Here is a 25,998-nt window from a genome sequence, read left to right as displayed (position 1 = left end):
ATTACACGGATTTCGCGGCTTCATCTGAAGAACCGTGGGTGTCCGGATAATCCGTGCCTTTTTTATTTATTGCCATGAAAACACGTCTTTTGTCTTTTTTACTGTTGTTTCTTCTTGTGTGCTCCGCACAGTCGCAGACTTACCAGCCGACGGAGGAGAACCTGAAATCCCGTCAGGAGTTTCGGGACAATCGCTTCGGTATCTTCCTGCATTGGGGGATATACAGTATGCTGGCTACCGGAGAATGGACCATGACGAACAAGAACCTTAATTATAAGGAGTATGCCTGCTAAGGCACACCCTTTTTTCGGACACAACTTTTGTGATTAGGAAAAATAGTTGATTGATAACGAGTTAGTAAATGACACAAGTACGGATTTATCCGTATAAACATTATTTCGCTAAGGAAACTACTCTTTTCATGTAGGTTTCTATGTAGGTTAATTAATACCAATTGATTCCTACTAATGCGAATTAATAATAAGTCATTAACTAACTCGTTATCAGTCTATGTACACGATTAACATCAGGGGTAAGCAGAACCCGAAAGACACCAAGATGGTCAAGCTGGAGATAATTTTCTTCAAGACCGGTTACGCCCGTGTGCCGAAGGTTATAAACATCACAGGGCTATTAAAAGACTGGGATGTCAAGTCTCAGAGTTTCCGTGTAGGGAGTGCGGAGGCCACTACCAAGAACAAACTGCTTTTCGATTTGCGAACCAAATATCTGCATGTCGCCGATACCTGGGAGATGGAAGGCAGGAACTGGTCGCCCGTCCAGCTATCACATTGCTTCGATGAAATCAAGGCGGCCAAACCCGAGGTCAAAGTAAAGAGTGTCCAGCAGATGATCGATTATCTTGAAGAGACATTCAAAAACAAGAAACGCATCAAGAACGGTCAGATTGTCGACAGCACGACCAATGCTAAACGGTATGTCTATCTCAAGCGTGAACTGCAGGCGTTTACAAAGGAAAAATATGAAAAAGCCTTTTCCTCTTATTTCTTTACGGATATTACAGAAGAGTTTCTTCTTGACTTTGCGTTTTGGCTTAAAGAAAGAGGTATCAGAAATGGCAACAAGGCCGGACTTACACACAAACTAAGGTTGCTCCGTGCCGTATGCAGGCAGGCAGAAAAGAAAGAGATGTACGGGGTGAATATGGATAACTTCCTCTGTCTCGGTGATGATATTAATTGGCCGGAAACCACTTCAAGAGCAGTTCCGGAAACAGTCATAGCTAAAATCGCAAATGTTGACCGTACCTTGTTTACGAAAAAAGAGCAGTTGCATCTTGATTTGTTCCTGTTCAGCTACTATACCGGAGGTATGGCGAATGTCGATGTATGTAACCTGACATGGGATTTGGTCCAGGAAGACCGCATCGTCTATGAACGTATCAAGTTTCCCAAAACAGCCAAACCGGAATTACTCAGTAAAGCAAAAGCCATCATGAATAAATACCGTGGGCAAAGTTATGGAAATTATGTATTTCCTGTTTTTACTCATAAACACACGACCACTTCCAAGAAGACTACACGTGTCAAGCAAATTTCCACACGCCTTTCACAAACCTTGACGAAAGCATGCAAGATGCTGCGCATTAAAGAAAACATCACATGGTATTCCGCCCGTGGCTCTTTCATATCGAAGATGGTAGATGCCGGTAATAATCCGTATGTGGTTGCAGAGATGGCTGGTAACAGCCCATTGACCATCTATAAGCATTACTACAAGAATACAAAGCGGGAAGAAATCAAGCGGCAGATGGAAGAAATGTTCTGACCAGACATATCCATAAAGTTGTAAACACCTTGACAATTTCTCTGATGGATAAATCATACGGTGTAATGGCTGTTAAAAGTCATTGATTACCAATGTGATATTTGCAATATTGACAAAATCGCTCTTATTCTCGATTATTTTCATTACCTTTGTGGTCAATAACTTAAATAGAATTTATATGAAAGAATTGGTTTCAAAAATACAGGAAGTATATGCTACATTCTCCACGGATGCGGCACTTCAGATTGAAAAAGGCAACAAGGCCGCAGGGACCCGTGCCCGTAAGACCTCGTTGGAACTGGAAAAACTGATGAAAGAGTTTCGTAAGCTTTCCTTGGAAGAGTCTAAAAAATAACCTTTACACGTCCGGTCGTTATCACATAATGGCCGGTTCTTCTGCAGATGCGGCATAAAAACCATATTGGCAGAACGACATAATAAAATACGGAAAGCGTTAGCTTTTGTCATGCACCGAAATCTGGTAAATTTCACTTATCCGCAGGACAAACAGTTTTCGCCTATGCTTTTGCGTGGGCTTAACTTGTTTGCGGATAGGTTTACCAGAACCTCGGTGCTACGGGTTATGTCCCACGCTTTTTGGTCTTGGTACATTGAATGCTTGACGGGACTCAAGCCAAATACGGAGATATTATGAACGACATGAATCTGATGGATGAACTTTTGAAAATTCCTGCTGATGCAACTGCCGCCACCGTACAAGGCATAGAAATGCTGCTTATCGATGAAAACAAGGCGGGGGCTTTATTGGAGTCGGATCCTAATGACAACACCATCCACGAATGCCTTTTAAGCAACGGCCGTTTCCTGTTCCAATCGGACAATACCAACCTCGTTGCCCTGTATAAAGTAACAGGAGCATCTGAATAACGCTCCTGTTGCATATAATCACCTTATTTGTCTGATTTCATCCTTCCTGCAAAGGCTTTTGACGGTTTGAATGCCGGGATATTGTGGGCAGGCACTATTATCGTGGTATTCCTGCTTATGTTGCGTGCTGTCTTTTCCGCACGGTGTTTGATGATAAAAGAACCGAAGCCGCGAAGATAAACCTCCTCGCCGTTTATCATGGAAGACTTTACGCTATCCATGAATCCTTCGACAACTTGTAACACGACCTGCTTCTCCAGACCGGTCTGCGTTGCTATTTCCCTGACGATATCCGCTTTTGTCATATTAACTCTTGATTAAATACTGTCAATCCGTTCACAAAGATACATCATTTCCTGAAATATCCTCCTTTTACAAACACATATAATAAACATTAGCCGGCGTCCGTCTCTACTCTTTCGATACAAATAGTATCGAAGTATGAAGCTGACACTCAACCGCAAATTCAAAGGTCAGACCTATACCATAGGCGACCTGTCCATCGACGGCAAATTTTTCTGTAATACCATCGAAGATGCCGTGAGGGAACTTCCGGCAACCTGTCCGGATACTCCTCGCGGCCGTTCCTGTACCTGCAAGGAAAAGGTCTATTCCAAGACCGCCATTCCTGCCGGGACTTATAAAGTTACCCTTCAGTACAGCCCCAAGTACAAGAAAAAAATGCCATATCTGCACGATGTACCTCATTTCCTCGGCATCCTGATCCATTCAGGCAACACCGAGGGAGATTCCGCCGGTTGTATCATCGTGGGAAAGAATACGGTCAAGGGAAAAGTTTTGGAATCCCGTACTACATTCCAAAAACTGTATGCCATGCTCGAGTCCGAAAGGGACATAACCATTCAGATTATATAAATCGAATGGCGGTCAACAGGCTCAAACCACCCAGAAACCTGCGCATCGAGTTCAAACCGTCCCCACGGCAGTATGAACTCTGGAAACTGTTGCAACCGAACTATTGTCCCCATTGTGGCGGGGAGATCGAGCAAATCCTTATCGGTTATGACCAGCAAGGCAACCCTCAGTACAGGCCTCAATGCAGGCATTGCAAGTCGCAGAACCTGCCGCAGCTGATACTGGGAGGCGGAGCGGCCGGCGGCGGAAAATCGTATATCGGCAGCGTTTGGCTGGTGTCTTCATGTATTCGGTTCGAGAATATCCGTGCGGTGGTGGCCCGTAAGACACTCAAGTCGTTAAAGGAATCGACATGGAACACCATCAAGTCGATTCTGAAGGACTGGGGACTGAAAGAGGATACAAACTACAAGATAAACAACCTCGAAGGCACGCTCACATTCTGGAATGACTCGGTCATCATCATGAAGGAGATGGCGGATATCCCCAGCGACCCCAACTTCGAGCGTTTCGGCTCTTCGGAATATACCATCGCCATGGTGGATGAGGTGTCGGAAATCTCGGAACGGGCCGTCGAAGTACTGTTCTCCCGTCTCCGCTGGAGAACCCATGAGACATTCAAGACCCCGAGAATGCTGCTCACCACCAATCCGACGATTAACTGGGTGCGTTCCCGCTTCGTGCAGGACGAAAACGGAGACAAGGTCATCTGCCGCGAGGGTGAAGCGTATATACCTTTTTCCGTGTTTGACAACCCGAATATCGCTTTCCGTCAGGTGTACGAGGCGGCCCTGAACAAGATCCGGGACCAGGCGACAAAGGAACGCCTGCTCTATGGCAACTGGGATTTCGTGGAAGCCAACGATATGGCGATTTATAACAGTTTCGACGGCTCCCGGCATCTCGTTACCGGACTGAAAGAAAAAGCATACGATCCGACCAAGCCGCTCATCACGGTGTGGGACTTCAATGTTGCCCCCCAAATGTCGGTGCTCTCCGCACAAATAGACTATGAAAACAGGAAGGTCTATATACTGGAAGAGATACTCGGCAAGCCGGAGGAAAAGGAGAACAACACACCTGCGTTGGCACGGAAAGTACGCTTAAAACTTTACCGGGACAAGCATATTGGCGGAGTGGATGTGACCGGTGACCCTTCCGGGTTACAACGCTCCACCACCAACGAGGACGGCATCAACAACTATACCATCATCACGGACACTTTCGGCAGAGGAATCCTGCGACCGAAGGTAAAGCTGTTACGCAAGCAGCCTCCGCAGGCTACACGGTGCGAGTTCGTCAACGAGGTATTCGGGGGCTATGAAGGCTGGGAGATACAAATCGATATCAAATGTCGCAAACTTACCCAGGATCTGATTTACCAGCTTCGTAACGAGGACGGTACCAAGAGCAAACAGAAGACCACCGACCCGAAAACCGGTGTCAAATATGAACGGTATGGACACTTGTCCGACTGCCTTGACTACCTGCTCTGTTACTACCTGCGCGACAGCTGGTACAAGTTCAAGAGCGGAGGCGACGGGAACGGGTATGTGGTCTCCACATCGGTAATTCAGGAAGGATTTTCATACTAATAACGGAACAAGGATATGTACAGACGGTTTCTCAATAATGACGACTATCTTGGGATAATTACTCCGGAAGCACTAGCACAACTCACGCGGGGCAATGATGCACGATTCATCCAGGCGGAAGAATCGGCGGAGATGAGCATTGTGGAATATTTGTCAGAGAACTACGAGATTGAAAAGGAACTTGCAAAAGGAAAATATATCGCCGAATACGACCATCGAATTACCTATCCCGTGGGTGTGCATGTCTATTTCGAGGGACAAATCCATGAGGTGATACGCTCCGTCAGCGGCTATCGCAAGCCGGCAACGGCAATCTATTGGGAAGAGTGTTCCGATATCCACGTCGATGCGGGACAAGTTGTAAATTACTCCCAGTTCAACACCTATTATCCGGGTGATAAAGTAAACTACAACGGTGTTGTCTATATTTGCCTTGCCGAAAACGGGTACAAGTTCGATGATATCCGTATCCCGATGGTCGGCGGTTGGATCGAGACGGAAGTCACGTTATGGCAGCCTGTCGAGTATCCTCTGTGGTCAGTCGTTGAATATGAAGGGGCGTTCTATACTTTGATGACGCTTGACTGTTTCGATTGCAATCTTGACCCTATGGTGTCCGACTGTTGGGGAGCCATAGCCGATTACGATTCATCATACAATGCCTACGAATTGTCGGAACACGAATATGTAGTTTATGACGGACGGGTATTTTACCCGGAAACGGATGTGAACGCGGACACGCCGCAAGTCGGTCTAAACCTATCATTACACGATCCACGAAACTACAACCTCAAGAAGCATATGGTTCGATTGGCTATCTACGAGCTCACGAAACTCATTGCCCCGAATAATGTCAGTGTTGTCCGTATGCGCGATTACGAGGACAGCATGAAATGGCTTAATGATGCCGCCAAATTGCGACTTAATCCACAAATCCCCCGTAAAGTCGATGACACGAAAAAGCCGGTTACCGATTGGCAACTGGCTACTTTCCAAACAGATTATGACCCGTATCGAAACCCGTGGCTGACCTAAATAACAGTAAATACCGCTACCGGATTTGTTGTCGTAGTCTTTACCATGAACAAGAAACGAAATTACTGCTTGTTTGTTAGTTCCGTTTCCACAAGAGCCCCCCTGAACGGGTGGCAAGTTCCTTGTAATATGCCGCCAAAAGAAGATATAAATTTGGCCTTTTAGAATAATCCAATCTGCTATATTCCTTACTGCCTTTGCGGTATTTAATAATCTCAAGACATTGAATAATTATTTACTTGTTTTTGTGCCCGTTGGATTTAGGTTTGAATAAGGCATGAAGTCTTATCACGCACACCAACAATGTTTCATAATCAACATGAAAGTAGAGGCGTTCATCTTTCAGACTACATTGAAAGTGAATCCGATAGCGGCATGAAACGGTTCTCCCTACAGGACGGGCAGATGAGCAACTGCATGCTCTCTGCCCGTTTTCTATGGTACAAGGCAATTATAATAAAGCCATTTTTATTTTTCCCTGAAAAAAGTGTCGGTTATTTCATTGCAGAACAAAACATTTTTCTAATTTTGTATTTGAAGAAGTATTCACTCTAATAAACTGATATGTATGACAATGGATACATTGTAAAATGTCGCTCGATTTTAACAAATGATATTTGTTTGAGCGAAGCTTCGCATAAAGCGGACGTTTTTCTTGTGTGCATTAGTTACCTTACATATTCCCTTAAAAAGTGTATTAATAATTTGGCAGTGTGGAAAATTCGTGTAAACACACACACACACACACAATTATCGCGCGTCAATATATAATAAAACATTTAATTTACAATGGATTACCGGAATCAATTATCCGGGGTTATCCTTGTCTTACGACAAAAGTTCCTATAAATACTCATCCTCTGCCATATTGTCTCAAAAAAGGCAGGATATTTTTATGGTCCGACGGTACTGGGGAGCGTTCTCTGCGCCCGAATATCGTCGGTTTTTTGTTTCCACCCATAACAGTCTGAAATCTCTTTTAGTGTTTAAGTATCTATGATTGGAATATATGGAAATAAACAAACCATGCCTGAATCCCAGAAAAAAGAACTTTTTTCCGCAGGTATTACCTATATGGTAAGTGGCGAATATGCCTTTGCCTTCTCCTGTTTCACGCAGGCAGGAAAGTCTGACCTGCCGACACTTTACAACAAGGCGTTATGCTACTACTACCTTTCTCTGTATAATGACTGCCGTTCCCTGCTGTTGGAAGCGGAGAGGCTGCTGCCACCGTTAACGGAACGTCTGCCGGAAAACCTGCCGGAAGCCGTCCTCCGCTGGGAATACGAAAAAAGCCCTGCCGGTTGTCCCATGCCGGAGGATGCTCCCGATAACCTCGCCGCCGTACAACTGTTGAGGCTGAAAGCGAAAGTGTCGGCCAGACTGCACCTGCACACGGAGGTGCGGACTATCCACGCCCGTTTGGGCAATAAATATCAACACATTGAAGAACTGATAAAAAACATACAACCATGAAATACAGTGACATATACAGACTTTATTCGACAAGTCAGCCGAAGGATGCAATTCATCAGGCGCTCCGGGAAGTGCCCGTCGATGACAGCGACGAACAGTACGAAGACCGTTCTCCGTTGCATCTTGCCTGCCAGTATGGAGACACGGAGGGGGTCAAGATACTTCTTGAACGTGATGCCGAACCCAACACGAAGGATGCAAACGGTTCCACCCCGATTCATATCCTCGGCAGAACCAGTGCCGGCTGTGCAGATGAAGACAAACTGAAAGAAATAGCCGTCATGCTCATAGAACAAGGAGCGAATATACCGCGTTCGGCCAAGAATACGACGGCCCTTATCGAGTGCATAAGGAACCGTCATTTCAAGATGGCGGAAGCGATCATAGATTCCGGAGCACGCGTCAACTCAACCGACCTTAACGGCGAGAACGTGCTTTTCGGTTTTTGTGCCGCTTCAGGCGACATCAGAAGGGATATCCGGTTCGCGAAAAAGGAACTGGACGAATCCGTACAATACCGTTACCCCGAAAACAAGATAGAGGAAATCAGGAGCAGGATTGCAAGGCTGGAGGATGATGGCGAAACCGCCTACCGACTTGCCAGAAGGCTTGTTGAAGAAGACAAGGCCGATCCGGAAGACAAGTCAAACAGTGGAAAGACAGCCTGGGATGCCGCCATAGAGAACAAGGCGATGAAGATCGCGGCCTTCCTTTCCGGAAGCGACCCCGATGTTGACGAACTTTCGGCCTTGCACGGCAACATGGACATATTCCAGGCTATGTACATGAAGGATATGGAGGCACTGGATGCCATTCTGCGTTCGGGTGCAGACCTGCAGACGGTGTGTGAGCACAAGGATATGTATGACTTTGAAAGCAAGTCGCCCCTCGCTTGTGCGTTCAGTTGGTTTGACAGCATACAGGATGCTCCGGCCATGATTCTGAACGGCGGAGCGAATCCGAATTACCGTTTCCCGAATGAAGAGACGGCTTTTTCGGTATGGGTGAGTAAGGACTATTTCTGCAAGGATACCGAGGTTTACAAGGGGCTGCTTGACCTGATGAAGGAAAAAGGCTGGAATCCCGAGCTTCCTGTTGATACGGAAGGCAACACGGCACTTGCCCTTTCCTGCCGCCATACCGGCTACAGGTTGGGTAAAACGGCATTCGGTTGGCTGCTCAAGGGAAAGGCCGACCCCAACGCCGCCAATCTTTCCGGCCAAACTCCCATGATGATTCTCTTCGGTGGTCATAAGGCGAACGAAAAATATGTGCCTTACGGCTGGTCAGCCGGTTCTGACGACCCCACGGAAATCCTCGAAAAGCTTCTCGAAGCCGGAGCTGACGTGAACAAGACGGACAACCGGGGAAACACCCTCCTGCATTATGTGGCGGCATGTTGTCGTGACAGCATGGCACAGAAAGCGATTGAACTCCTGCTGGACTTCAAGCTGCCTGACGTAAATGCCGTAAACAATGAAGGCAAAACGGCCATGGACGTGGCGGCAGACTACAACAATGACAATCTCGTAAGACTATTATTGAAATATTCTTAAACAAAGATATATGGACAACAACCAGACATTTCTCAATGCTTGCCGAAACGGGCAGAAAAGCATTGTCCAGATATTCCTGAAAAAGGGAGGAATTGACATCAACAAAAGGGATCAGGAAGGAAACACTGCTCTTTATTATGCCTGTCAGAAAGGTTACAGGGACATAGTGGCTCTGCTTCTTGACAACGATGCCGACGCGTCATGTATCAACAACCGTTCCGAAAGCCCGCTCCACGCGGCGGCACGGAGCGGCAACAAGGAAATCCTCGGGAAGCTGCTCCAGAAGGGGGCCGACATCAACGTGACGGACAATGAAGGACGAACCCCGCTAATATGCCTGCTTGACAACAAGCGTACAGATGCCGCCCTTTTCCTGATGGATCAGGGAGCCGATACGGAGGTCGCCGATGCCTCCGGCCACAAGGCCATCGACTATGCCACAGCCCACGGGCTGCGGGAAGTGGTCGCCCGACTCTCGTGCGGGAATGACCGGGATGCACGTGGCAACACCCCGCTTCATCAGGCCGTGTATAACGGACAGGGTGAAATTGTCCGCACGCTGCTCCTGTCAGACAAGTCCATGCTTGACTCGACGAATGACGGCGGAGAGACTCCGCTGATACTCGCCTGTATGCAGGGGAATCTTGTCATGGTCAACCTTCTTCTCGGGACCGGAGCCGATCCCGGCAAAGCTATGCTGAGCGGCAATGCCCCGATACATTACGCGGCCATTTCAGGTAACCGCTTTATAGGCGAGGCTCTGCTGAAGGCCAAAGCTGCGGTTGACGCACAGAATGACAACGGGGAAACCCCGCTTATTCTTGCAGCCAAGGAGGGCCACAACGATTTTGTGTCCGTCCTGCTTGAATTTCACGCGAATGTTAGCATCTCAGACAACCTCCAGCACACCGCCCTGTACTATGCAGGAGAGCGCGGCTTCAACGAAATCGTGGAAAAACTTCTTGAAAACGGAGCGGAATAAACAGGTAAGATATTCATTAACAAATTTAATATTAGAAAGATATGGCAGAAGAAACCAAGAAGACACCTCAGACACCCGAGGAAATCGCAAGAGAAGCACAGGCTCAGGCCATGAAAGCAGCACTGGAACAGGCGCAAGCCTTGTATGGCAACGTACCCGGATTTGAAGGCACCGACCTGATGAAGATGCATGAAAAGCTGATGCAGGACTCGGCCGAGATGTTCCCGGGAGTTGCGGAGGCACAGGCATACCAGGCAAAGATGATGGCAGAATCCGCCCAGGATCCCGAGGCGATAATGGAGACCTACAGCAAAAACATCGAGTTCGCAGGGAACATGATGCAGCAGGCAATGAATGCCGGATTCATGCCGGAAGGTTTACCGGATTTCTCGGACGGTTTTGACGTATATGCAGGTTGGGAAATCACCCGCAAGGGCGACAACAGCCTGACACCTGAACAGAACAGACTTCTGGCTTATGGGGCACCTCTGTTCCTATACAACGATGACAACGTGGACTCCCTTGAAAGTACAGCAGGCACGGACACCCTTAAGGAAATGCTTGAGGAATGGTGGGAAGTTACTGACAGGAAGAGTGCCCTGGAGACCATCTCATGGCTGCTGAACGAAGGCCAACATGCCGGTGCGGATCCGGCCTTGACTGAAATCCGCCAGCGTGGAATCGAGGCCATCACCGAGGAAGAAAAGGCGGACGAGGACAGCAAGATCGGCGATGCGTTCACGATAGCTGAATTTGTAATGGGAGTAAATGAAACGACGGAAGCGGACCTGCCCGAAACCGTGCTGGCATGGGACCTTGTACGTGCCGTGAACATGGCCCGTTGGGCTTTCATCTGCGGCTACATCAATGAAGACGAAATGTGGGAAGCCATCAGAACCACTGCCGGCATAGCCAAGGAATCCTTCAATTCGTGGGAAGAATACGGCAACAGCTTTGCCGTGGGACGCGGAATATGGAGAGGCGAAACAGATGACTACGAGACTGCGGATGAAGTCGTGGGAGCGCTTCTCAATAAAGAAGATTCCCCTTGGAAGGCAATCGAATGGTAGAATCCGAAAAAAATAGGATCAACAATATCTTAAAAGTTTTACGATTATGGCACTTTTCAAAAATGCAGCAACAGAATGGGAGAAAACCATGACAGAGAATGATCTTGACCAAATGGAAGCACAAGGTCTTGACGTAAGTAAATACAGGGAGAAACTGGCCGCACGGCGTGCAAAGGAGGCCGAAGAAGCCAAGCGAGACAGGGAACTGTACAAGAACCCGACACAGCTTGACAAGATGAAACCGTACATGCAGACGCCACGCAGTTCTGAGACCGAGTTCTTCAAGAAACTTGCAGGAAAGGCACCATGGCTGGGCAAAAGCAAGTGGTTGAGAAAATTCACGGAAGGATATATCGTTTACGCGGGGATTGTCAGTGCCCCGGCAGAGGCGTGGAAAGGCGTGAAGCACAAGGACGACTCTTTCCATGGTATTGGCATATACGCACTGGACAAGGGACACATGAACGATGTGGAATGGCTGAAGAGAGTGATGGAAAAGCTGCGCAACATGTGTGAAGGCAGGCAGCCGGTAGCTCCCGGATGTGAGGGCGTAGTCAGTCTTGCCAAGGAGGAGGACTGCTGGTCAACCGTGAAACTGAGTGGTGAAATCGTGGAAGGCGCCGATGTGGAAGTAAGGAAACTTGTCCTTTATTACAAGGAACTTCCCCAAGGCTATCTTCCTTCAGACGGCATCGTCCCCCACTTCTACTGGGAAGGGACAATCAGAGTCATACCGGCTGAATTGTATGTCTAAATCCATCTGAAAATATGATTATAGCCGTTATATGTATTATCGTGGTACTGCTCATAATTATTTTATGGGCAGTATTCACTAACAACAGCCTTATTGCAAAGAAGAACCGGGTCAAGCAATGCAGAAGCGGTATCTGCGTGGTCCTCAAACAGAGGAATAACCTGATCCCCAATCTTGTCGCATCCGTAAAGGCATACATGGGGCACGAGAATGAGATTCTCACCCGCATTGCCGATTTGCGGTCAAGGGCTTCGAACGCTACAGAGTCCGAGCAGATAAAAAGCGGTACGGAAATGTCCTCGCTTCTGTCAAGACTGAATGTGGCGGTGGAAGACTACCCGGAGCTGAAGGCGAACCAGCAGTTCCTTCATCTTCAGGTCCAGATCGAGGACATGGAGAATGAGCTGCAGGCAATCCGGCGCACCTACAATGCCGCTGCTACCGATTATAACAATTACATTGAAATGTTTCCGTCGTCGATAATCGCATCCTGGCGCAAGCATGAGCAGCAGGAGTTGATAGAGTTCCCGGAAAGTGAGATCAAGGAAGTGAAAGTGGGAGAATTATTCAAGTAAAGCATGGAAGAAAGTCAGAATATAGATTTCAAGGGCATTTCCCTTCACATGAAGAAAGAGATGTCCCGTATCAGGATGCTCCGGATTGTGTTCCGCATCCTGACCTCCATTGTCTATCTGTGTACCGTCGTGTGGTTCGGTTTCTGTATCTTCGGCGGATTCCTCGTGGACCGTACTGACTATGAGACTTCCGTCACCACGGGAAAATACCTCATGATAGGCTTTGCCGTATTTTTTGTACTTCATTTCGCATTCATGAAATGTTTTGCCGCGCTGAACAAGAGGGAAACCTACACGATGGCCCACATCATCTACCTGCTGTTCCCGGGAGCAAGGTACAATCCTTCCGGTTCCATACAGCCGAAAGTCTTTGCGGACAGCCGCCTGTTCGGAACGGCATTGTCATCGGGCAATTCGGTAAGTTCGACCTGTTACGGCCGTCTTGACATTCCCGTCGGAAATGACATGATGACTGTCGTGGATGCCGGTGTGACTTCAGCCAATTCGAAAGATTTCTCGGCCTTCAACTTCCTTGAAGTGCCGTACCAGTATTTTATCCGTCCGATATTCGGAGTCAGGATAGAGAGCACGATGCACAGTTTCAGGGGCATGTTCGGGTGCTGCAAGCTGAACCGCACCTTCAGGGGCTACGTGATGCTGCTGCCCGACCATCTGGAAAACAAAATCGGCTACCTGGCGCAAACAATCCAGGGAATGAAGGAAAAGTACGGGGCAAAATTCGTACATTTGGAAGACCCGGAGTTCGAGAGGCATTTTGCCGTGTACGCGGATGACGAGGTGGAAGCCCGCATGGTGCTCACCCCGGCGATGATGCGGAAGCTGACCGCCCTGCGGAAATCCTTCAGCCGTGACCTGATGCTCTCCTTCAACGGGAACATGTTCTACTACGCATCCGACACTCCGGACGGTTTCTTACGTCCCGGCAGGAAGTCGCTGGATGACGAACATCTGCTGGAACAACTGTACAGGGAGGTGAACTTCTGTCTCACTGTAGAAAATGGAATCAAATAATCAACAATAATCGAAAACGAATAAAAAGAATTACAACATGAGCGAACTTAAAAATCTGTCAGCCATTCTTGAAGGAGGTGCTGTTCCGGCCGGTTATAACGGGAAAGCAATCGGCAAATTGTCTAAGACATACCTCAAACTGGAAAACCGCAAAGTAGTAAACCTCTATCCCATCAGAACCGTGATGCACGAAGACAGCCGCTATTGCCTGTATGCCTGCCCGTTGAAAGGGACTGAAATTGACGAGGCCACCCTTCAGAGCATCAAGGCTGAAGTGGATACGCTGGAAATCGGTGAAATCCGTTATGATTCCGTACAGTCCTGTGGCTATGACTATTACATAGTAGATCCTGATACAGGCCGTCATATACTGACAGGACAACGGGATATGGATTCGGTAATGGAAATAAGCGATCATTATGACGGCGTCATCCTGTTCAGCAAATCGGTATTCTCGCCAAGAAAGGCCAATCAGCTTGATTGTGCCTATGCCTTGATCGGCATTGAAAAACAGCCCAACGAGTTCAAGATAGAGGCTATTCCTAATAGCGCGATAGGCCAAGCACCTACGATACTGGAATTTGAAGCTCCGCAGGAATCGCCTGCTGTCGAAAAATACAGGTCGGCCATGACGGTCCTGTCCATAATCATCACCGCGGCTCTGCTTATCTGGTACTTTTTCATAAAATAATATCACCGAACGAATAACTTCACTAATATCCGAATATGGCTACATTCAATTATTCTTCCAAATCGTCCATCAAGGACAATCTGACTGAAATCCTTGTCGGTGCCGGACTGATAATAGTACCGGTAGTTTATCCTTTCGGTATAAAAGTCGGTACACTTCGCATCCTCGGACCGTTACCAACAGCCATCATCCTTGCCCTTGTCGGACTGTACATGCTGTTCAGAGCCTGGCGGAAGATACATAAGGCCCGCAAGTTGGCTGCCAAAAGCTGTATCATCACGGTTGACGGCGATAAGGTGACATACCCGGTCATCGTGAAAGGAAATGTTGAGATGCGTTCTTTTACATTGTCGGAAATATCCAGTTCAAACTACAATTACGACAATGGTATTCTGACAATCACCCTCGCCAACGGCTCAACGGCCAAATTTGACGTTGATTTCTTTGACGGACTGCCACAGCTTAAAGAATTTGCGGCGCTCTTGAAAAAATAAACCGGTGAGATATGGAATGGTTGGATAAAATAAAGGATTTTCCGAATCTGATACAGCAGGAACCCCGCTACGGCTATCTGGTCGTGGCGGGCCTGCTTCTGATATGGCTTGTCGGTGTCATCTGTGGCTGGAAGTGGACGTATTCCCGTCCGGGTAGTACAGGAGGTAACTTCTGGATGAATCTGCTCGGTCCGAAAACTTTCCGGTTCTGGCTGGGAGTGATTCTTGCCGTCGGGATAGGACTGTCTCTGTACCTGTTCTCTATTTCCGGCAAATAGCTGAGTGCTCTTTCCCGGATGCCACCTGTAAACTTAAAAAGTGATTGAGTATGAAAACAATTCCAATTATAACCTTCTTCCTGTGCACGGTGATGTATGCCCATGCACAGCTTAACATCGTTCCCAAGAACGATGGACTGAAAGAGTACACGGTGACAAATGCCCACCCCTATGACAGCCTGACGAACGTGGAGAAGCGGAGTTTCACTTCCCTTCCGGGACAGACCCTGTACATGCATGGGGTAAAAAATGACAGGAACGGCTACTGGGATGCTTTCTACACGGTCAATTTCCTTACCGGGGATGACCGAACGGTGTACAAGGCGGTCAACATCAGTACCACCCCTTCTAAAGAGGTAGTGGGGAAATATTACGAGGTAGTGAAGGTCTGGACAAAGACAGACTACCTGTCGGCTGGATGCTGCCTGCTGCTCCGTGAAAAAGAAAGCGGTGATGAGATGTATTACAACCCATTCAGGTATCCGCTGAGCATGACCTGTATAGGGTATTATGAGAAACTGAAACGCTTTGTCGGACAGACATTCCTGTCACTTGCCAAGGCCGTCGAGACCGAGGACGGTCAGGTAATCACCCCGGCTGAAGGTGCGGAGTACCGTTGTGTGGACATCGGCCTGAAGATGAACAGTGACGGGGCGTTTCTGCTGATGGAAGGTGCTGACGGTGTCCGTGTGGAAGCATTTCCTATAGGCGGTGACGAGGTGTACGAGTTTGTAAGCACGGCACGTATCGGCCAGCTGGAAAAACGGTACGGCGAGAAATACGGGAAGCTGATTGCCTTCCGCAAGGTCGATACCGGCATGACGAGGGAAATGGTCATCGCCGCGTGGGGCGAACCATACCACAAATCGGAAGTCAAGAAGGAAGGCAGGACTCTGGAGACATTGCGCTTTTCCGACAACCGCTATGTTGAACTGCTTGACGGGGAAGTACAGTATGTGCGCATCTATTGAACGGAGCGCAACCTTTATCTGTAAAGTCACAGGCAGGGCCTGCATTTATCGTATATTAACAGATGAAAGTACCAAGGAATCAGGGTAAAATACCTATCTTGCGCAAGAATCTTCAATAATTGACGACTCAAAAAGAAAGAACTATATGGAAAAGGATAATATCAAAGGATGCTTTGTCTCGTCCGTGTTGCTTTCACAAAATCAATGGGACAAGAAACAGTTCATCCATGACTTCGAGGAAGACTGGGGAATCGTCCTTACCGATGACGACGACAACGGGGACGTACTTGTCGGAATGTTCAGCGGCATGACATTGGCAATAGCCATCATGCCCGGTCCCGTACCCAACGGAGAAGCGGAACACTATGCACAGGGCAACTACCTGTGGAAAGATGCAACAGAAGTGGCACGACAACACGAGGCTCATATCCTCGTATCCGTGACCGGAGACCAATCCAACCTGCTGGAGAGAGCCAAACTGTTCACCAGAGCCACGTCTTCCTGCCTGAAACAGTCCTACGCTACAGCGGTATATACCGACGGTATGGTGTTCCAACCCGAATTTTACAGGGATATGGCCGCACTCCTGCAAGAAGATGAACTGCCCGTCATGGACTGGGTATGGTTCGGCATCTACCGCACACAGAAAGGAATCCCCGGCATCTATACCTACGGACTGAGAAAATTCGGGAAAGAGGAAATCGAAGTGTATGCCCCTGCCGATCTGAGTGACATCCGTGATTTCCTAATGGACATCGTGCATTATATCCTGTCGGATGATGTCACCTTGCAGGACGGGGAAACCATAGGATGCTCCGAAGAACAGAAACTTGCCATCACGCTTAGCGAAGGCATCGCTTTGGACGGCATGACATTGAAACTTGAATATCCGGACGAATGAGAAAGGTAAAGGGAAACATAAGAAAAATGCTTGCGGCCATCGTTCTCACGCTGCTGTGTTGTTCTGCCTTCGCACAGCGGATCGTGGAATCCGGTGACTTGCGAACCACCACGGACGAACAGCATGGAACAGTCGTCCATTATCTGAAGGGCGGAAAACGTCCGCTATCGGGCAAATTCCGTATCTTGCGGGGGCAGGATGAGGAAATAGTGCATTTTTCCAAAGGGGTTATGCAGGGCGAGTACAGGCGTTTCCGCAACGGCAGCCTGCGGGAAAAGGGCAAGTATACCGACGGCAGACGGCATGGTCTGTTCGTTTCCTATCATCAGGACGGAAAGACACCGCAACGGGAAGCACCCATGCAGTACGGGAAGATAGACGGTACGGTAAGGACATGGTTCAGCGACGGGAAGCCGGACATGGTTCAGGAATATAGGCAGGGCAAGCGGAACGGCAAGGAACAACGCTTTGACCCGAAAAGCGGCAAGCAGATCTACGAGGCAAACTATACCGACGACCGGAAAGAGGGAAAATAATGGAAAATCAGCGAGGATACCACCGAGAGATGGGTCAGCAAAACCGTCAGCCACTATAAGAACGGCGAACTGGACGGCCCCTACGAATACACGGCCCACCTACATGGCAAGCTGTACGCCTACAAATCCGGCTCGTACAAGAACGGCTACAAGCACGGTTCGTGGAAAGAAATCGACCGGGACGATATCGCAGTCCAAGGCGAATACACCGAGGGACGCGAGACGGGACACTGGATACGATATGATATCATAAGCGGAGAAATCCTGAACGAGTGGGACCGGTAAAATTTAAAAAACATGGAAATATATACTCCAAAACCCAAAATCAAACTTTCTCCTGTGGTAAGAAACGGGAGAGAATTTGTCGAAGTGACTTTCGGTAATGACAATGACATCCGCTTGTCGCTGTCGAAGGAAGAAAACGTACTGCTTGTCGGTGGCAGAGCTTATCTGCCGGCAGAGAATTTCGTGCTTGCCGAGTTCTTCGACCGCTATGTGAAAATGGCGTTTATAGACTATTCCGCCATCAAGGAAACCGCACCCCGTAAAGAGGAAGACAAACGGCCGCCACTGCCGGAAGGTTATCTGGAAAAACTCCAGCAAGTGCGTTACAGTGACCATACCGTAAGGGTATATACCTCCTATTTCCGCGATTTCCAACAATATTTCGAGGGGCGTAAGATTGAAACGGTTACTCCCGACGAGATAAACGACTACCTGCTGTATCTCATCCATGAGAAAAACATATCCTCCTGCCAGCAAAACCAGCGTATCAACGCCATCAAGTTCTATTACGAGAAAGTTCTCGGTCAGGAACGGCGGTGTTACAAGGTGAACCGTGCCAAACGGGAGAAGACGCTGCCCGACGTGTTGAGCAAGGAGGAAATAAAGAAAATACTCGACGTGACAGTGACAGACCTGCGTTTCTTCTGTATGTTCTCCATACTCTACTCCGCAGGGTTGCGCATCAGCGAACTGCTGGAACTGAAACCCGGCGACATCAACGAACCCCGCTCCCTGATACGGGTGCGTCAGGGAAAGGGCAAGAAGGACCGCTACACCCTGCTGTCAAAACCGTTGATGAAAAAGCTGACGGAATATAACAGACTATACAAACCGAAAGTGTGGCTCTTTGAACACAGACCGGGCGAACCTTTCACCGAGAGTATCGTGTCGAAACGGTTGAAGGCTGCGGCTCGGGAAGCGGGAATCACGAAACGGATTTATCCGCACCTGCTGCGCCATTCGTTCGCCACCCACTTGCTGGAGCAAGGAACCGACATCAAAATTGTGAAAGAGCTTATGGGACATAACAACATCAAGACAACGGAAAGGTATGTCCACATAGCCGACACTTTCAAAAGCAATATCAAAAGCCCGTTGGACGATCTGTTGATGGAGGAAGACGAGGTCTGATACTTAAAGAAAATAACAACCAAATCGGCTGATAGTATAACGTTAGTTGCAGTCAAAAACGAAACAAAAATGAATGTAATATCAGAAAAAGAATATTCGTTCTCAAATGCGCTTTTTTGGAACGTAATGTTGCATCATCATATTCAAGCCTTTGATGAAGAAAGGGATGTGAATTTTGATGAAGTATGGGATGAAGAACTTGCACCAGCATTGTTAGATGAAAAGAGGTACAAGGAATATTGGGGCTGGCTATCTCAAATTGAATTGGAAACATCCGAAAATCAAGGTGAAATAGAAAATCCAAGAACTCTAACACTTCCTATCGGCAGTGATGTTACATTGACAATGGAATTTCATCCTTGTAGTACATACTATTTTTTGAATGATTTTGTAATTGGTGAGGTTAGTGGCAACTTTCATTTGAAATATCTCACATATCCAGAATTGATGCGTATTGCAGAGTTAAAATATGGAGATGTGTTATTTCATCTTCTGTTGCCTCTGTGTGCAATCAGAGAACAAGAGAAAGAGGATACACTTAATGAAATAGTCCAAAGGCTGCAACAAATCCCACTATTTCGTGAACATTCTGAGTACATAGGCAAATGTATCTTGTATGGGTTGTCAATACCAGATTCTGATATATTAGATATTCCCGAAATAGGAATTATCTGTTTAAGTAATCATTCTTATAGAAATGCTTTAAGGTACGAAGATGATAAAGAAGATATTAAAGAACTGAATACTCTTTTGTCAAAATTGTAAATATGCAACTAACAAGCGGCTTAACCTCCCCAGATAAGGGTCGGTTAGCCACCGAACATTATCAGTAAAAAGAATATGAAACATTTGAAGAAGAATTGCATCTATTTTATTGTGATTTTTACTATCGCTGTGGCGTGTGGCTTTGCGGGACTTGTAATCAAGGAAGTGAACAAAGGTACATTTTATGATCTGCCTACAGAAGAAGCTCTTAGCTTTTGTGTGCAGCTAGGACTGACAGCATTTACATCTCTGATTCCATACAGTTTGAGCGTTGCAACCTTCCTGGTCTTTTGGGCTATGGATAGAGAAAAGTGGACCGGTTTTTTCCGGACATTGGCAATCGGTCTGATTCTTGTCCTTCCTTTGTCGGCAATGACTTATTATTATGACTGGTTTGTGCGTCCACAGATGATGGTCATATCCGTCGGAAAAATAGTTGATATGAACCACAGCTATCCCCGGTCACTGGCGGACAAGTACGGTATAAGCATAGAACAGATATTGAACAAAAAGCCGATGTCTATGTCTAAAACAAAGCTGATAGCCCAGATTGATTCTCTTGAAACATCTTTTCAGGCTGATATTGACACATGCGGTCTGCTGCTCTCAATACTTCCGGATACCTTAGCATCAAAAGCCTATGACAGCTACCGATTGAGAGAAATCGGAGTTGTGTATCAAGATGCCGTTCATCCTGTTGCCAACGAAGACAGTCTGAGGTTGGTAGCACATACAGAATTGTACCAGCACGCAATCGGTGCATGGGAAACTTCAAACGAACTGCGACGTCATAGACTGGAATATTTTGGCAGGACTCTCAATACCGGGTATATATACATCGCTTATATCTTGTTTGCCTTCTTAGGTTATCTGCTCCGCTTCAAACCGATAAAGAAAATATTGGCTGTCTTTGCAATACTGATTGTAGCCGCCTGGATTTATCATGAAATAAATTCTATTGTTCAGGAATATGCAAAGAAACTAAATACGGAATCCCATCAAATTGTGGACGACACCTATAAAGAGATAGATGCGATAAGGGAAAGCAAACAGAGAGAAATGAAGACAGACACACAATTAGAATAATTGTTTTAACTACAATAAACTAAGAACCATTAGATTAAATAATGAAAAAGATATAATACTGATAACAACGCAGGATAACGGTAAGCCATTCCCTGCTGAACATTCAAAGCTTGAAGGAAAAGATTGAACAAAAAAAATAATGCCATGAAAAAAATCAATATTGGAGATTGGGTTACACAATATAGAACGGGTTATTGGAAAGTGAAAGAGTTGCATCCGAAGTACTCACCATTCGATTGTGACAGGTTGCACAAAGGCGAACCAATTGGTGTTGAAGCTGTGCTACAGAAAGCTTTCAACAATACATTCAAATTTAACATGGAAATGTCCACATGTGATTTGTCGCTGTGCCAACATGTAACCAAAGCTGTTATGAGAAAGATTGAAAAGTATTTCAAGGAACATCCTGATGATGAAATAAAATTTGAGACATCACAACTCCCTGTCCCGCCAAACGTTACTGCCATCCACTTGAATATAGATGATGCCCAACGCGATCACATTTCATCGCTATTAAACATTGAGTTATGCTATTTAACATATCCAAAGGTAAAAGAAATCTTGTCCGATAACGGTTTGACAGAGGTTTTGTGCGGAGCAGAAAACACGTTGCTCTTTCTCTACGGATATTCATGGGAACAGAATGAAAATTTTGACATGATTTATTCCAAATACGATTTTAAGAGAAAGTAAAACTCAATGGCAAAATAGCGAAAGCAATTTCTTAATTTACTTATTAAAGTAGTTATAAGACTGGAAGAACATGAGAATGTATTACGTAATCGGGGTTCTTATTACACTATTTCTTGCAAGCTGCGGAGAACCGCCTATGCCGCCAAGCGATGAGGAAATGATACGCCACTTTGCCACGCACGAGGCGGCGTTCCGTAAGGTGTACGAAATCATGTCAGAGAGTTCAGAAGGTAGTTTTCACTACCCGCCACTTTCTCCTGACGGGATCATTATACTTGATTCAATAGAGCAAAGTGATACATCCTATGAATCAAATGACGAACAAGACATCCCGGTATATGGGCTGTTAAAGCCAGACCGAATCCTACTCGACTCCCTGTTATCAGAGATTGGATGCGGTTTTATCCTTGTTGATCGCAGGGAATGGGAAACGGCAGATTCGGTATATGTGAGCCTTTTTATGCCGTACTACTCCCACAGTATCGTAGATGCAGGAACGTCCAAGAGTTTCGTTTACGATCCCGGATTGAGAAGCCGTCGGAATATCCGTATCACCGAACATGGCGACCTAAACGAGATCTACCGCAGGACGTACAACGACACCACGCTTTACAAGCCCATCAAGGAAGGTTGGTACATCGAGTTAGACCATTTACGATAACCTGAAATGATGAACAAAACAATATGAAATCAAGATTGGTATTAAGGATATTGTGGGGACTATGCTGTCTGCTATTGCTGTGGATGGTTGTCAGTGATTCTATACAATTCTCAAAGCATCCGGAACTTTACCCGATAGGTTGTGAAGGATTAGGTTGGAGCTATGAATCTTCCGAAAACTATATCTTTACAAGCCGGGTGGCGATTGGTTGGAGTGCCATCGGCTTTGTCGCATCTGCCTGCTATCGTTTCAAGTATAGCGGAAAAATACTGTTGGTACATTTTGTACTGACACTACTTCGATGTTGTTGGAATTGTATAGTCATTTATGGATAGGGGTTTGCTTTATTGTCCCTAACTAACGATTAAACGCCGGGAAACTTTCGGGCGAGACAGCTCCACCGACCTTAGGGAGAACGTCCAAACAAGCATCCCCAAAAAATGCTTTTGAGCATACCATAGAAAAAAGGAAGACCGAATGTTCTGAAGTTTCTTCCTTATGATACCTGTTGGCGGAATTAAATTATAGGTATAGGCGTTTAGTGCGCACTAACTTTATGGATTTTGCCTACTTTTGCAGGCATGGAACAACGCGATAAATTCAAAGGAGTGGAATCAATCAAATTTTATAGTCGTTTTACCGATGATGCCTCATGCCTTGAGTACTTGTCCTCGATAAAGTGGGCAGACGGCTTCAAATGCAAGAAATGCGGTCATACCAATTATTGCAATGACAGATATCCCTATTCTCGCCGTTGTACACGCTGTAAGTATGACGAGAGCGTTACCAGCGGAAGCATGTTCGACAAGATAAAATTCCCGCTTGTCTACGCTTTCCACATAGCCTTCAAAATATCGACAAAGAAGAAAGGGATGTCCTCTTTGGAACTGGCGGAAGAATATTGTATGCGTCAGAAAACCGTATGGGAATTCAAGCGTAAGATACAGAAAGCCATGCGGAGCAGCGGTAATTATCCTCTTAAAGGAGAGGTACATGTCGATGAGTTTTATATCGGAGGAGAAGAGGAAGGAATCATTGGACGAAGCACGGAAGGCAAAAAGAAGCTTGTGATAGTCGCGTTGGAGATTGTCCGAGACGGCGTGGGACGTGCGTATGCCCAAGTGATAGATGATGCTTCGGCAAGTTCTTTTCGTCCGTTCTTCGACAGATACATATCAAAGGACGCAAAAGTCATAACCGATGAATGGTCAGGCTACCTGCCGTTAAAGAAAGATTATCCAAAATTGGAGCAACGCCCTTCGGATAAGGGCAAAGGGCATCCACAGATTCATATTCACATCATGAACATAAAGGGATGGTTGCGTGGAATACACCACCATTGCTCCAAAGAGCATCTTCAAGGATACCTTGACGAGTATCATTTCAGGTTCAACCGCCGTAATAATATGGACACAATCTTCGATATGCTACTTCGTCGAATGATTTGTCAAAAGAAAACTGACTGATAATCAGCTGTGAATGTAGTGCGCTCTAAACGCCTATACCTATAAATTATAAAAGATTTATGTTTAAAAAGTTGTGCATATTGTTGATATTTAGTAAATTAAAGGTGACTAAACTTTTAATAGACAAATATCGTATGCACAACTTATATGCAATATTCGCAAAATTACTGAACATATGCAAGCAAATTGCCGGCAATTTAGTCAATGAATCCGGGAATGTACCAAGACGAGGAGTCGTCCCTAAATTCTCAGACCTTGAAGTAGTGGCTTTGAACATGGCATCAGAGGCTGTTGGTATTGACAGTGAGTCGCTGTTGTTTGCAAAGCTACAGGAATATAGGGTTGAAATACCCAACCTTATTTCCCGCCGACAATACAATGACAGGCGTAAAATAACTTCCTCCCTATGTAATGCAATCCGAGAAAGAATGGTTTCTAAAATGGATGGTGGTGAAGACTATTTCTGTATTGATTCGAAACCGATAGAAGTATGTCGTATTGCCCGTTCCAAACGTTGCAGTATGGGAAAGAAGGATTTTAGAAAAGCACCTGGGGTAGGATACTGCGCATCACAAAGCATGTATTATTATGGGTGTAAACTCCATGCAGTCTGCGGGTTAAGTGGTATCATCCATTCCTTTGACCTCACTAAGGCAAGTGTGCATGACATTCATTACCTGAAGGATGTGAAAGTGGATTATAGTAATTGTACAGTCATAGGGGACAGAGGATATATAAGTGCCCAAGTGCAATTGGATTTGTTTGAAACTGCCAATATCAGATTGGAGGTACCATACAGATGTAATCAAAAAGAATGGAAGCCAACATTCCCAGCTTTTGCCAAAGCGAGAAAAAGAATTGAAACCCTATTCTCGCAATTGTGTGACCAGTTTATGATTATAAGGAATTATGCGAAAGATACAGATGGATTGTTTGCCCGGATTATTGGGAAGATTAGCGCACTTACAATCCTTCAATATATTAACTACAAAAATGAAAAGCCTATTGGCAGAGTTAAATATGCGCTATTTTAATTCCGCCAACAGGTCATGCTAATAAAACTATATAAAGTTTTCGTTGTCGGCACTGAATGTAGCCGTGCATACCACCTTGCCTGTTCCTACGTTCGTAACCTGGAAGGTGTAATCCCCTTGCCAGGCCTCGCTTTTGAGCGAATCGAATGCTTTCCGGCAAGCCTCGTAAACCTGTTTGTCACATTCTTCTATCGTACCTTTCTTGGTGAAGAGCTTGCCGGTGATACCGAGGGCTGACTGGAAGGCGTTCTCTATTTTCCCCATCTCTTCGAGAAAGTCGGGGTGTGAGGCCGACATGCTGGAGAAGCCGTAGGTGTAAGTCACTTCCGTCACAGGATCGTCATCATCGCTGCAAGCGGTGAAGGTGAAAGTAAGGATGGCGACAGCCATCATCGTCAGCAGTGCTGACATTTTTTTGATTGAACTTTTCATTTTGATTTATTGTTTTTGAAATTTACAATACTTCGGTAAATTTTTATTGAAAAAGCTAAGACCGGACGCACGTAACTATTTCTGTTGTTCTTATTGTTGTTGTTCACGTTGCCGTTGTTCACATTCACATAAAGAGCGTTGTTCGCCGGATTGTTGTAGAACTCCGAGGAGGACCAGTAAATGTTGTCTGTTTTTGTCTTTGCGAGCCTCCCTGCACGAGGAAAGCCTGCCGACAACCCTTTTTCAATAATAAACAGTTCGCTTCGGGAAGCCTTGACCGCCCGAATCCCGACTGATAAATCATTGCCTTTTATCTTCCTGTTTCTTCATTCCGCGTTCGTTATATTGTTTCCAGCTCGTAGCCTGCTTGCCTATCTTCTCCAACAGCAGCCCGAACGAGGCGTATTTGCGCTCGGTAATGACCTTCTGCTCCACACATACGCGGAAAAGCATCTGCAACATGCGGTAACGGTCGAGAAATTCGGTCAATACGCCCACTTTTTCATAGCTGCTGTTCGCCTTGTAAATCAGAGAAAGCATATCCAAAGTCAAATCCACCATACGGCTGCCCATACTGTAGCGGAAGAAGCGCGGAAAATCCTGCGTCAGGATCAACAGGTTGTTCAACAACCGGTAAGTGTCGCGGTATAGGGGTAATTCTTCGGATAATGCCATAACTCGATTTTTCAAAAATTTTTCCGACCCACTTCGCGGGTATTCAGCCTTTATCAACGAGCGGCTACGCCGCAAATAGATAAATAGATTGAATAGGTAAATAGGTCAGAAAGCCAAGACCGGACGCACGAAACTACTTCTGCTGTACTTATAGCTGCGGAACACGTCGCCGTTGCGCACACTCACATAAAGAGCGCGGCGCGCCGGATAGTCGTAGAACTCCGAGGAGGACCAGTACCAGTCAGACTTTAAGCCTGATACCACTGTCTTGC

General features: G+C 46.3%; 30 protein-coding genes and 1 pseudogene. 28 read left to right on the top strand and 3 right to left on the bottom strand.

Annotation, left to right across the window (positions count from 1 at the left end; genetic code table 11):
- Positions 1–74: 74 nt before the first annotated feature.
- The 4 genes and pseudogenes from DWX62_RS20780 to DWX62_RS20765 form a co-directional block, all read left to right on the top strand.
- Positions 75–287, top strand: a pseudogene (locus DWX62_RS20780) (alpha-L-fucosidase); the annotation flags it as partial.
- Between the two features lie 223 nt (positions 288–510).
- Positions 511–1,788 (top strand): phage integrase SAM-like domain-containing protein, encoded by a 1,278-nt coding sequence (locus DWX62_RS20775; RefSeq protein WP_004293508.1) that lies wholly within the window; start codon positions 511–513, stop codon positions 1,786–1,788.
- Positions 1,789–1,966: 178 nt separating this feature from the next.
- The gene (locus tag DWX62_RS20770; protein ID WP_009316604.1) at positions 1,967–2,143 is read left to right on the top strand and encodes a histone H1; all 177 of its coding nucleotides are present in this window, start codon (positions 1,967–1,969) and stop codon (positions 2,141–2,143) included.
- Between the two features lie 296 nt (positions 2,144–2,439).
- Complete coding sequence (locus DWX62_RS20765) at positions 2,440–2,676, top strand: hypothetical protein (protein ID WP_009316603.1); 237 nt, start codon at positions 2,440–2,442, stop codon at positions 2,674–2,676.
- A gap of 23 nt (positions 2,677–2,699) precedes the next feature.
- Here DWX62_RS20765 and DWX62_RS20760 read toward each other — a convergent pair whose 3' ends face one another.
- Entirely contained in the window at positions 2,700–2,981 is a 282-nt protein-coding gene (locus DWX62_RS20760; protein ID WP_008142902.1) for an HU family DNA-binding protein, read from the bottom strand.
- A 136-nt stretch (positions 2,982–3,117) separates the two neighbouring features.
- On the opposite strand from DWX62_RS20760, the gene DWX62_RS20755 reads away from it, so the two are divergent.
- From DWX62_RS20755 to DWX62_RS20635, 24 genes are all read left to right on the top strand, one after another.
- Positions 3,118–3,552 (top strand): DUF5675 family protein, encoded by a 435-nt coding sequence (locus DWX62_RS20755; RefSeq protein ID WP_009316602.1) that lies wholly within the window; start codon positions 3,118–3,120, stop codon positions 3,550–3,552.
- A gap of 5 nt (positions 3,553–3,557) precedes the next feature.
- Complete coding sequence (locus tag DWX62_RS20750; RefSeq protein ID WP_004303996.1) at positions 3,558–5,147, top strand: phage terminase large subunit; 1,590 nt, start codon at positions 3,558–3,560, stop codon at positions 5,145–5,147.
- Between the two features lie 15 nt (positions 5,148–5,162).
- A complete protein-coding gene (locus DWX62_RS20745; RefSeq protein WP_009316601.1) occupies positions 5,163–6,182 on the top strand; it encodes a hypothetical protein in 1,020 nt (339 codons plus the stop codon).
- A gap of 996 nt (positions 6,183–7,178) precedes the next feature.
- On the top strand, positions 7,179–7,658 hold the full coding sequence (locus tag DWX62_RS20735; protein ID WP_224241379.1) for a hypothetical protein: 480 nt from the start codon (positions 7,179–7,181) through the stop codon (positions 7,656–7,658).
- Complete coding sequence (locus DWX62_RS20730; RefSeq protein WP_009316598.1) at positions 7,655–9,214, top strand: ankyrin repeat domain-containing protein; 1,560 nt, start codon at positions 7,655–7,657, stop codon at positions 9,212–9,214. Before DWX62_RS20735 ends, DWX62_RS20730 begins: the two co-directional genes overlap by 4 nt.
- 10 nt (positions 9,215–9,224) lie before the next feature.
- Complete coding sequence (locus DWX62_RS20725) at positions 9,225–10,196, top strand: ankyrin repeat domain-containing protein (RefSeq protein ID WP_009316597.1); 972 nt, start codon at positions 9,225–9,227, stop codon at positions 10,194–10,196.
- A gap of 41 nt (positions 10,197–10,237) precedes the next feature.
- Positions 10,238–11,266 (top strand): DUF1266 domain-containing protein, encoded by a 1,029-nt coding sequence (locus tag DWX62_RS20720; RefSeq protein WP_009316596.1) that lies wholly within the window; start codon positions 10,238–10,240, stop codon positions 11,264–11,266.
- Positions 11,267–11,312: 46 nt separating this feature from the next.
- Positions 11,313–12,020, top strand: coding sequence for a hypothetical protein (locus DWX62_RS20715; protein ID WP_018665638.1), 708 nt, complete (start codon positions 11,313–11,315; stop codon positions 12,018–12,020).
- A gap of 14 nt (positions 12,021–12,034) precedes the next feature.
- Positions 12,035–12,595: a LemA family protein gene (locus DWX62_RS20710; RefSeq protein ID WP_009316594.1), complete on the top strand. Its 561-nt coding sequence runs from the start codon at positions 12,035–12,037 to the stop codon at positions 12,593–12,595.
- Between the two features lie 3 nt (positions 12,596–12,598).
- Complete coding sequence (locus DWX62_RS20705) at positions 12,599–13,627, top strand: DUF3137 domain-containing protein (RefSeq protein WP_004328545.1); 1,029 nt, start codon at positions 12,599–12,601, stop codon at positions 13,625–13,627.
- Between the two features lie 37 nt (positions 13,628–13,664).
- A complete protein-coding gene (locus DWX62_RS20700) occupies positions 13,665–14,318 on the top strand; it encodes a hypothetical protein (protein WP_004328544.1) in 654 nt (217 codons plus the stop codon).
- A 35-nt stretch (positions 14,319–14,353) separates the two neighbouring features.
- A complete protein-coding gene (locus DWX62_RS20695) occupies positions 14,354–14,812 on the top strand; it encodes a hypothetical protein (protein ID WP_009316593.1) in 459 nt (152 codons plus the stop codon).
- A gap of 11 nt (positions 14,813–14,823) precedes the next feature.
- Positions 14,824–15,090 carry an immunity 17 family protein gene (locus DWX62_RS20690; RefSeq protein WP_004328542.1) on the top strand — a complete coding sequence of 89 codons (267 nt, stop codon included), beginning with the start codon at positions 14,824–14,826 and terminating at the stop codon, positions 15,088–15,090.
- Between the two features lie 50 nt (positions 15,091–15,140).
- Positions 15,141–16,061 (top strand): hypothetical protein, encoded by a 921-nt coding sequence (locus DWX62_RS20685; RefSeq protein ID WP_004328541.1) that lies wholly within the window; start codon positions 15,141–15,143, stop codon positions 16,059–16,061.
- A 145-nt stretch (positions 16,062–16,206) separates the two neighbouring features.
- A complete protein-coding gene (locus DWX62_RS20680; RefSeq protein WP_009316592.1) occupies positions 16,207–16,962 on the top strand; it encodes a DUF4261 domain-containing protein in 756 nt (251 codons plus the stop codon).
- Positions 16,959–17,498, top strand: coding sequence for a hypothetical protein (locus DWX62_RS20675; protein ID WP_230324552.1), 540 nt, complete (start codon positions 16,959–16,961; stop codon positions 17,496–17,498). The genes DWX62_RS20680 and DWX62_RS20675 overlap by 4 nt, the downstream gene beginning before the upstream one ends.
- 297 nt (positions 17,499–17,795) lie before the next feature.
- Positions 17,796–18,914, top strand: coding sequence for a site-specific integrase (locus DWX62_RS20670; RefSeq protein WP_009316590.1), 1,119 nt, complete (start codon positions 17,796–17,798; stop codon positions 18,912–18,914).
- 69 nt (positions 18,915–18,983) lie between these two features.
- Positions 18,984–19,679: an Imm19 family immunity protein gene (locus tag DWX62_RS20665; protein ID WP_117678525.1), complete on the top strand. Its 696-nt coding sequence runs from the start codon at positions 18,984–18,986 to the stop codon at positions 19,677–19,679.
- Positions 19,680–19,754: 75 nt separating this feature from the next.
- Entirely contained in the window at positions 19,755–20,765 is a 1,011-nt protein-coding gene (locus DWX62_RS20660; protein ID WP_009316587.1) for a hypothetical protein, read from the top strand.
- Positions 20,766–20,909: 144 nt separating this feature from the next.
- A complete protein-coding gene (locus DWX62_RS20655) occupies positions 20,910–21,458 on the top strand; it encodes a hypothetical protein (RefSeq protein WP_117678524.1) in 549 nt (182 codons plus the stop codon).
- A 70-nt stretch (positions 21,459–21,528) separates the two neighbouring features.
- Entirely contained in the window at positions 21,529–22,119 is a 591-nt protein-coding gene (locus DWX62_RS20650; protein WP_009316585.1) for a DUF4948 family protein, read from the top strand.
- A 23-nt stretch (positions 22,120–22,142) separates the two neighbouring features.
- Complete coding sequence (locus DWX62_RS20645; protein ID WP_081032677.1) at positions 22,143–22,454, top strand: hypothetical protein; 312 nt, start codon at positions 22,143–22,145, stop codon at positions 22,452–22,454.
- A 246-nt stretch (positions 22,455–22,700) separates the two neighbouring features.
- Positions 22,701–23,585, top strand: coding sequence for an IS1595-like element ISPrsp1 family transposase (locus DWX62_RS20640; protein ID WP_009017594.1), 885 nt, complete (start codon positions 22,701–22,703; stop codon positions 23,583–23,585).
- A gap of 59 nt (positions 23,586–23,644) precedes the next feature.
- Positions 23,645–24,619 (top strand): IS982-like element ISPrsp2 family transposase, encoded by a 975-nt coding sequence (locus DWX62_RS20635; protein ID WP_013613710.1) that lies wholly within the window; start codon positions 23,645–23,647, stop codon positions 24,617–24,619.
- Between the two features lie 27 nt (positions 24,620–24,646).
- On the opposite strand, the gene DWX62_RS20630 is transcribed toward DWX62_RS20635, so the two are convergent.
- Together DWX62_RS20630 and DWX62_RS20620 are read right to left on the bottom strand one after the other, a co-directional pair.
- A complete protein-coding gene (locus DWX62_RS20630) occupies positions 24,647–25,051 on the bottom strand; it encodes a hypothetical protein (RefSeq protein ID WP_009017593.1) in 405 nt (134 codons plus the stop codon).
- 300 nt (positions 25,052–25,351) lie between these two features.
- Positions 25,352–25,726, bottom strand: a complete 375-nt coding sequence (locus DWX62_RS20620; protein WP_004319006.1) for a four helix bundle protein — start codon at positions 25,724–25,726, stop codon at positions 25,352–25,354.
- Between the last annotated feature and the right edge of the window lie 272 nt (positions 25,727–25,998).

The sequence above is a fragment of the Bacteroides sp. AF20-13LB genome, from assembly GCF_003603065.1.
GTDB classification, from domain to species: Bacteria; Bacteroidota; Bacteroidia; order Bacteroidales; family Bacteroidaceae; genus Bacteroides; species Bacteroides uniformis.
This window is presented reverse-complemented; position numbering and strand designations above follow the sequence as displayed.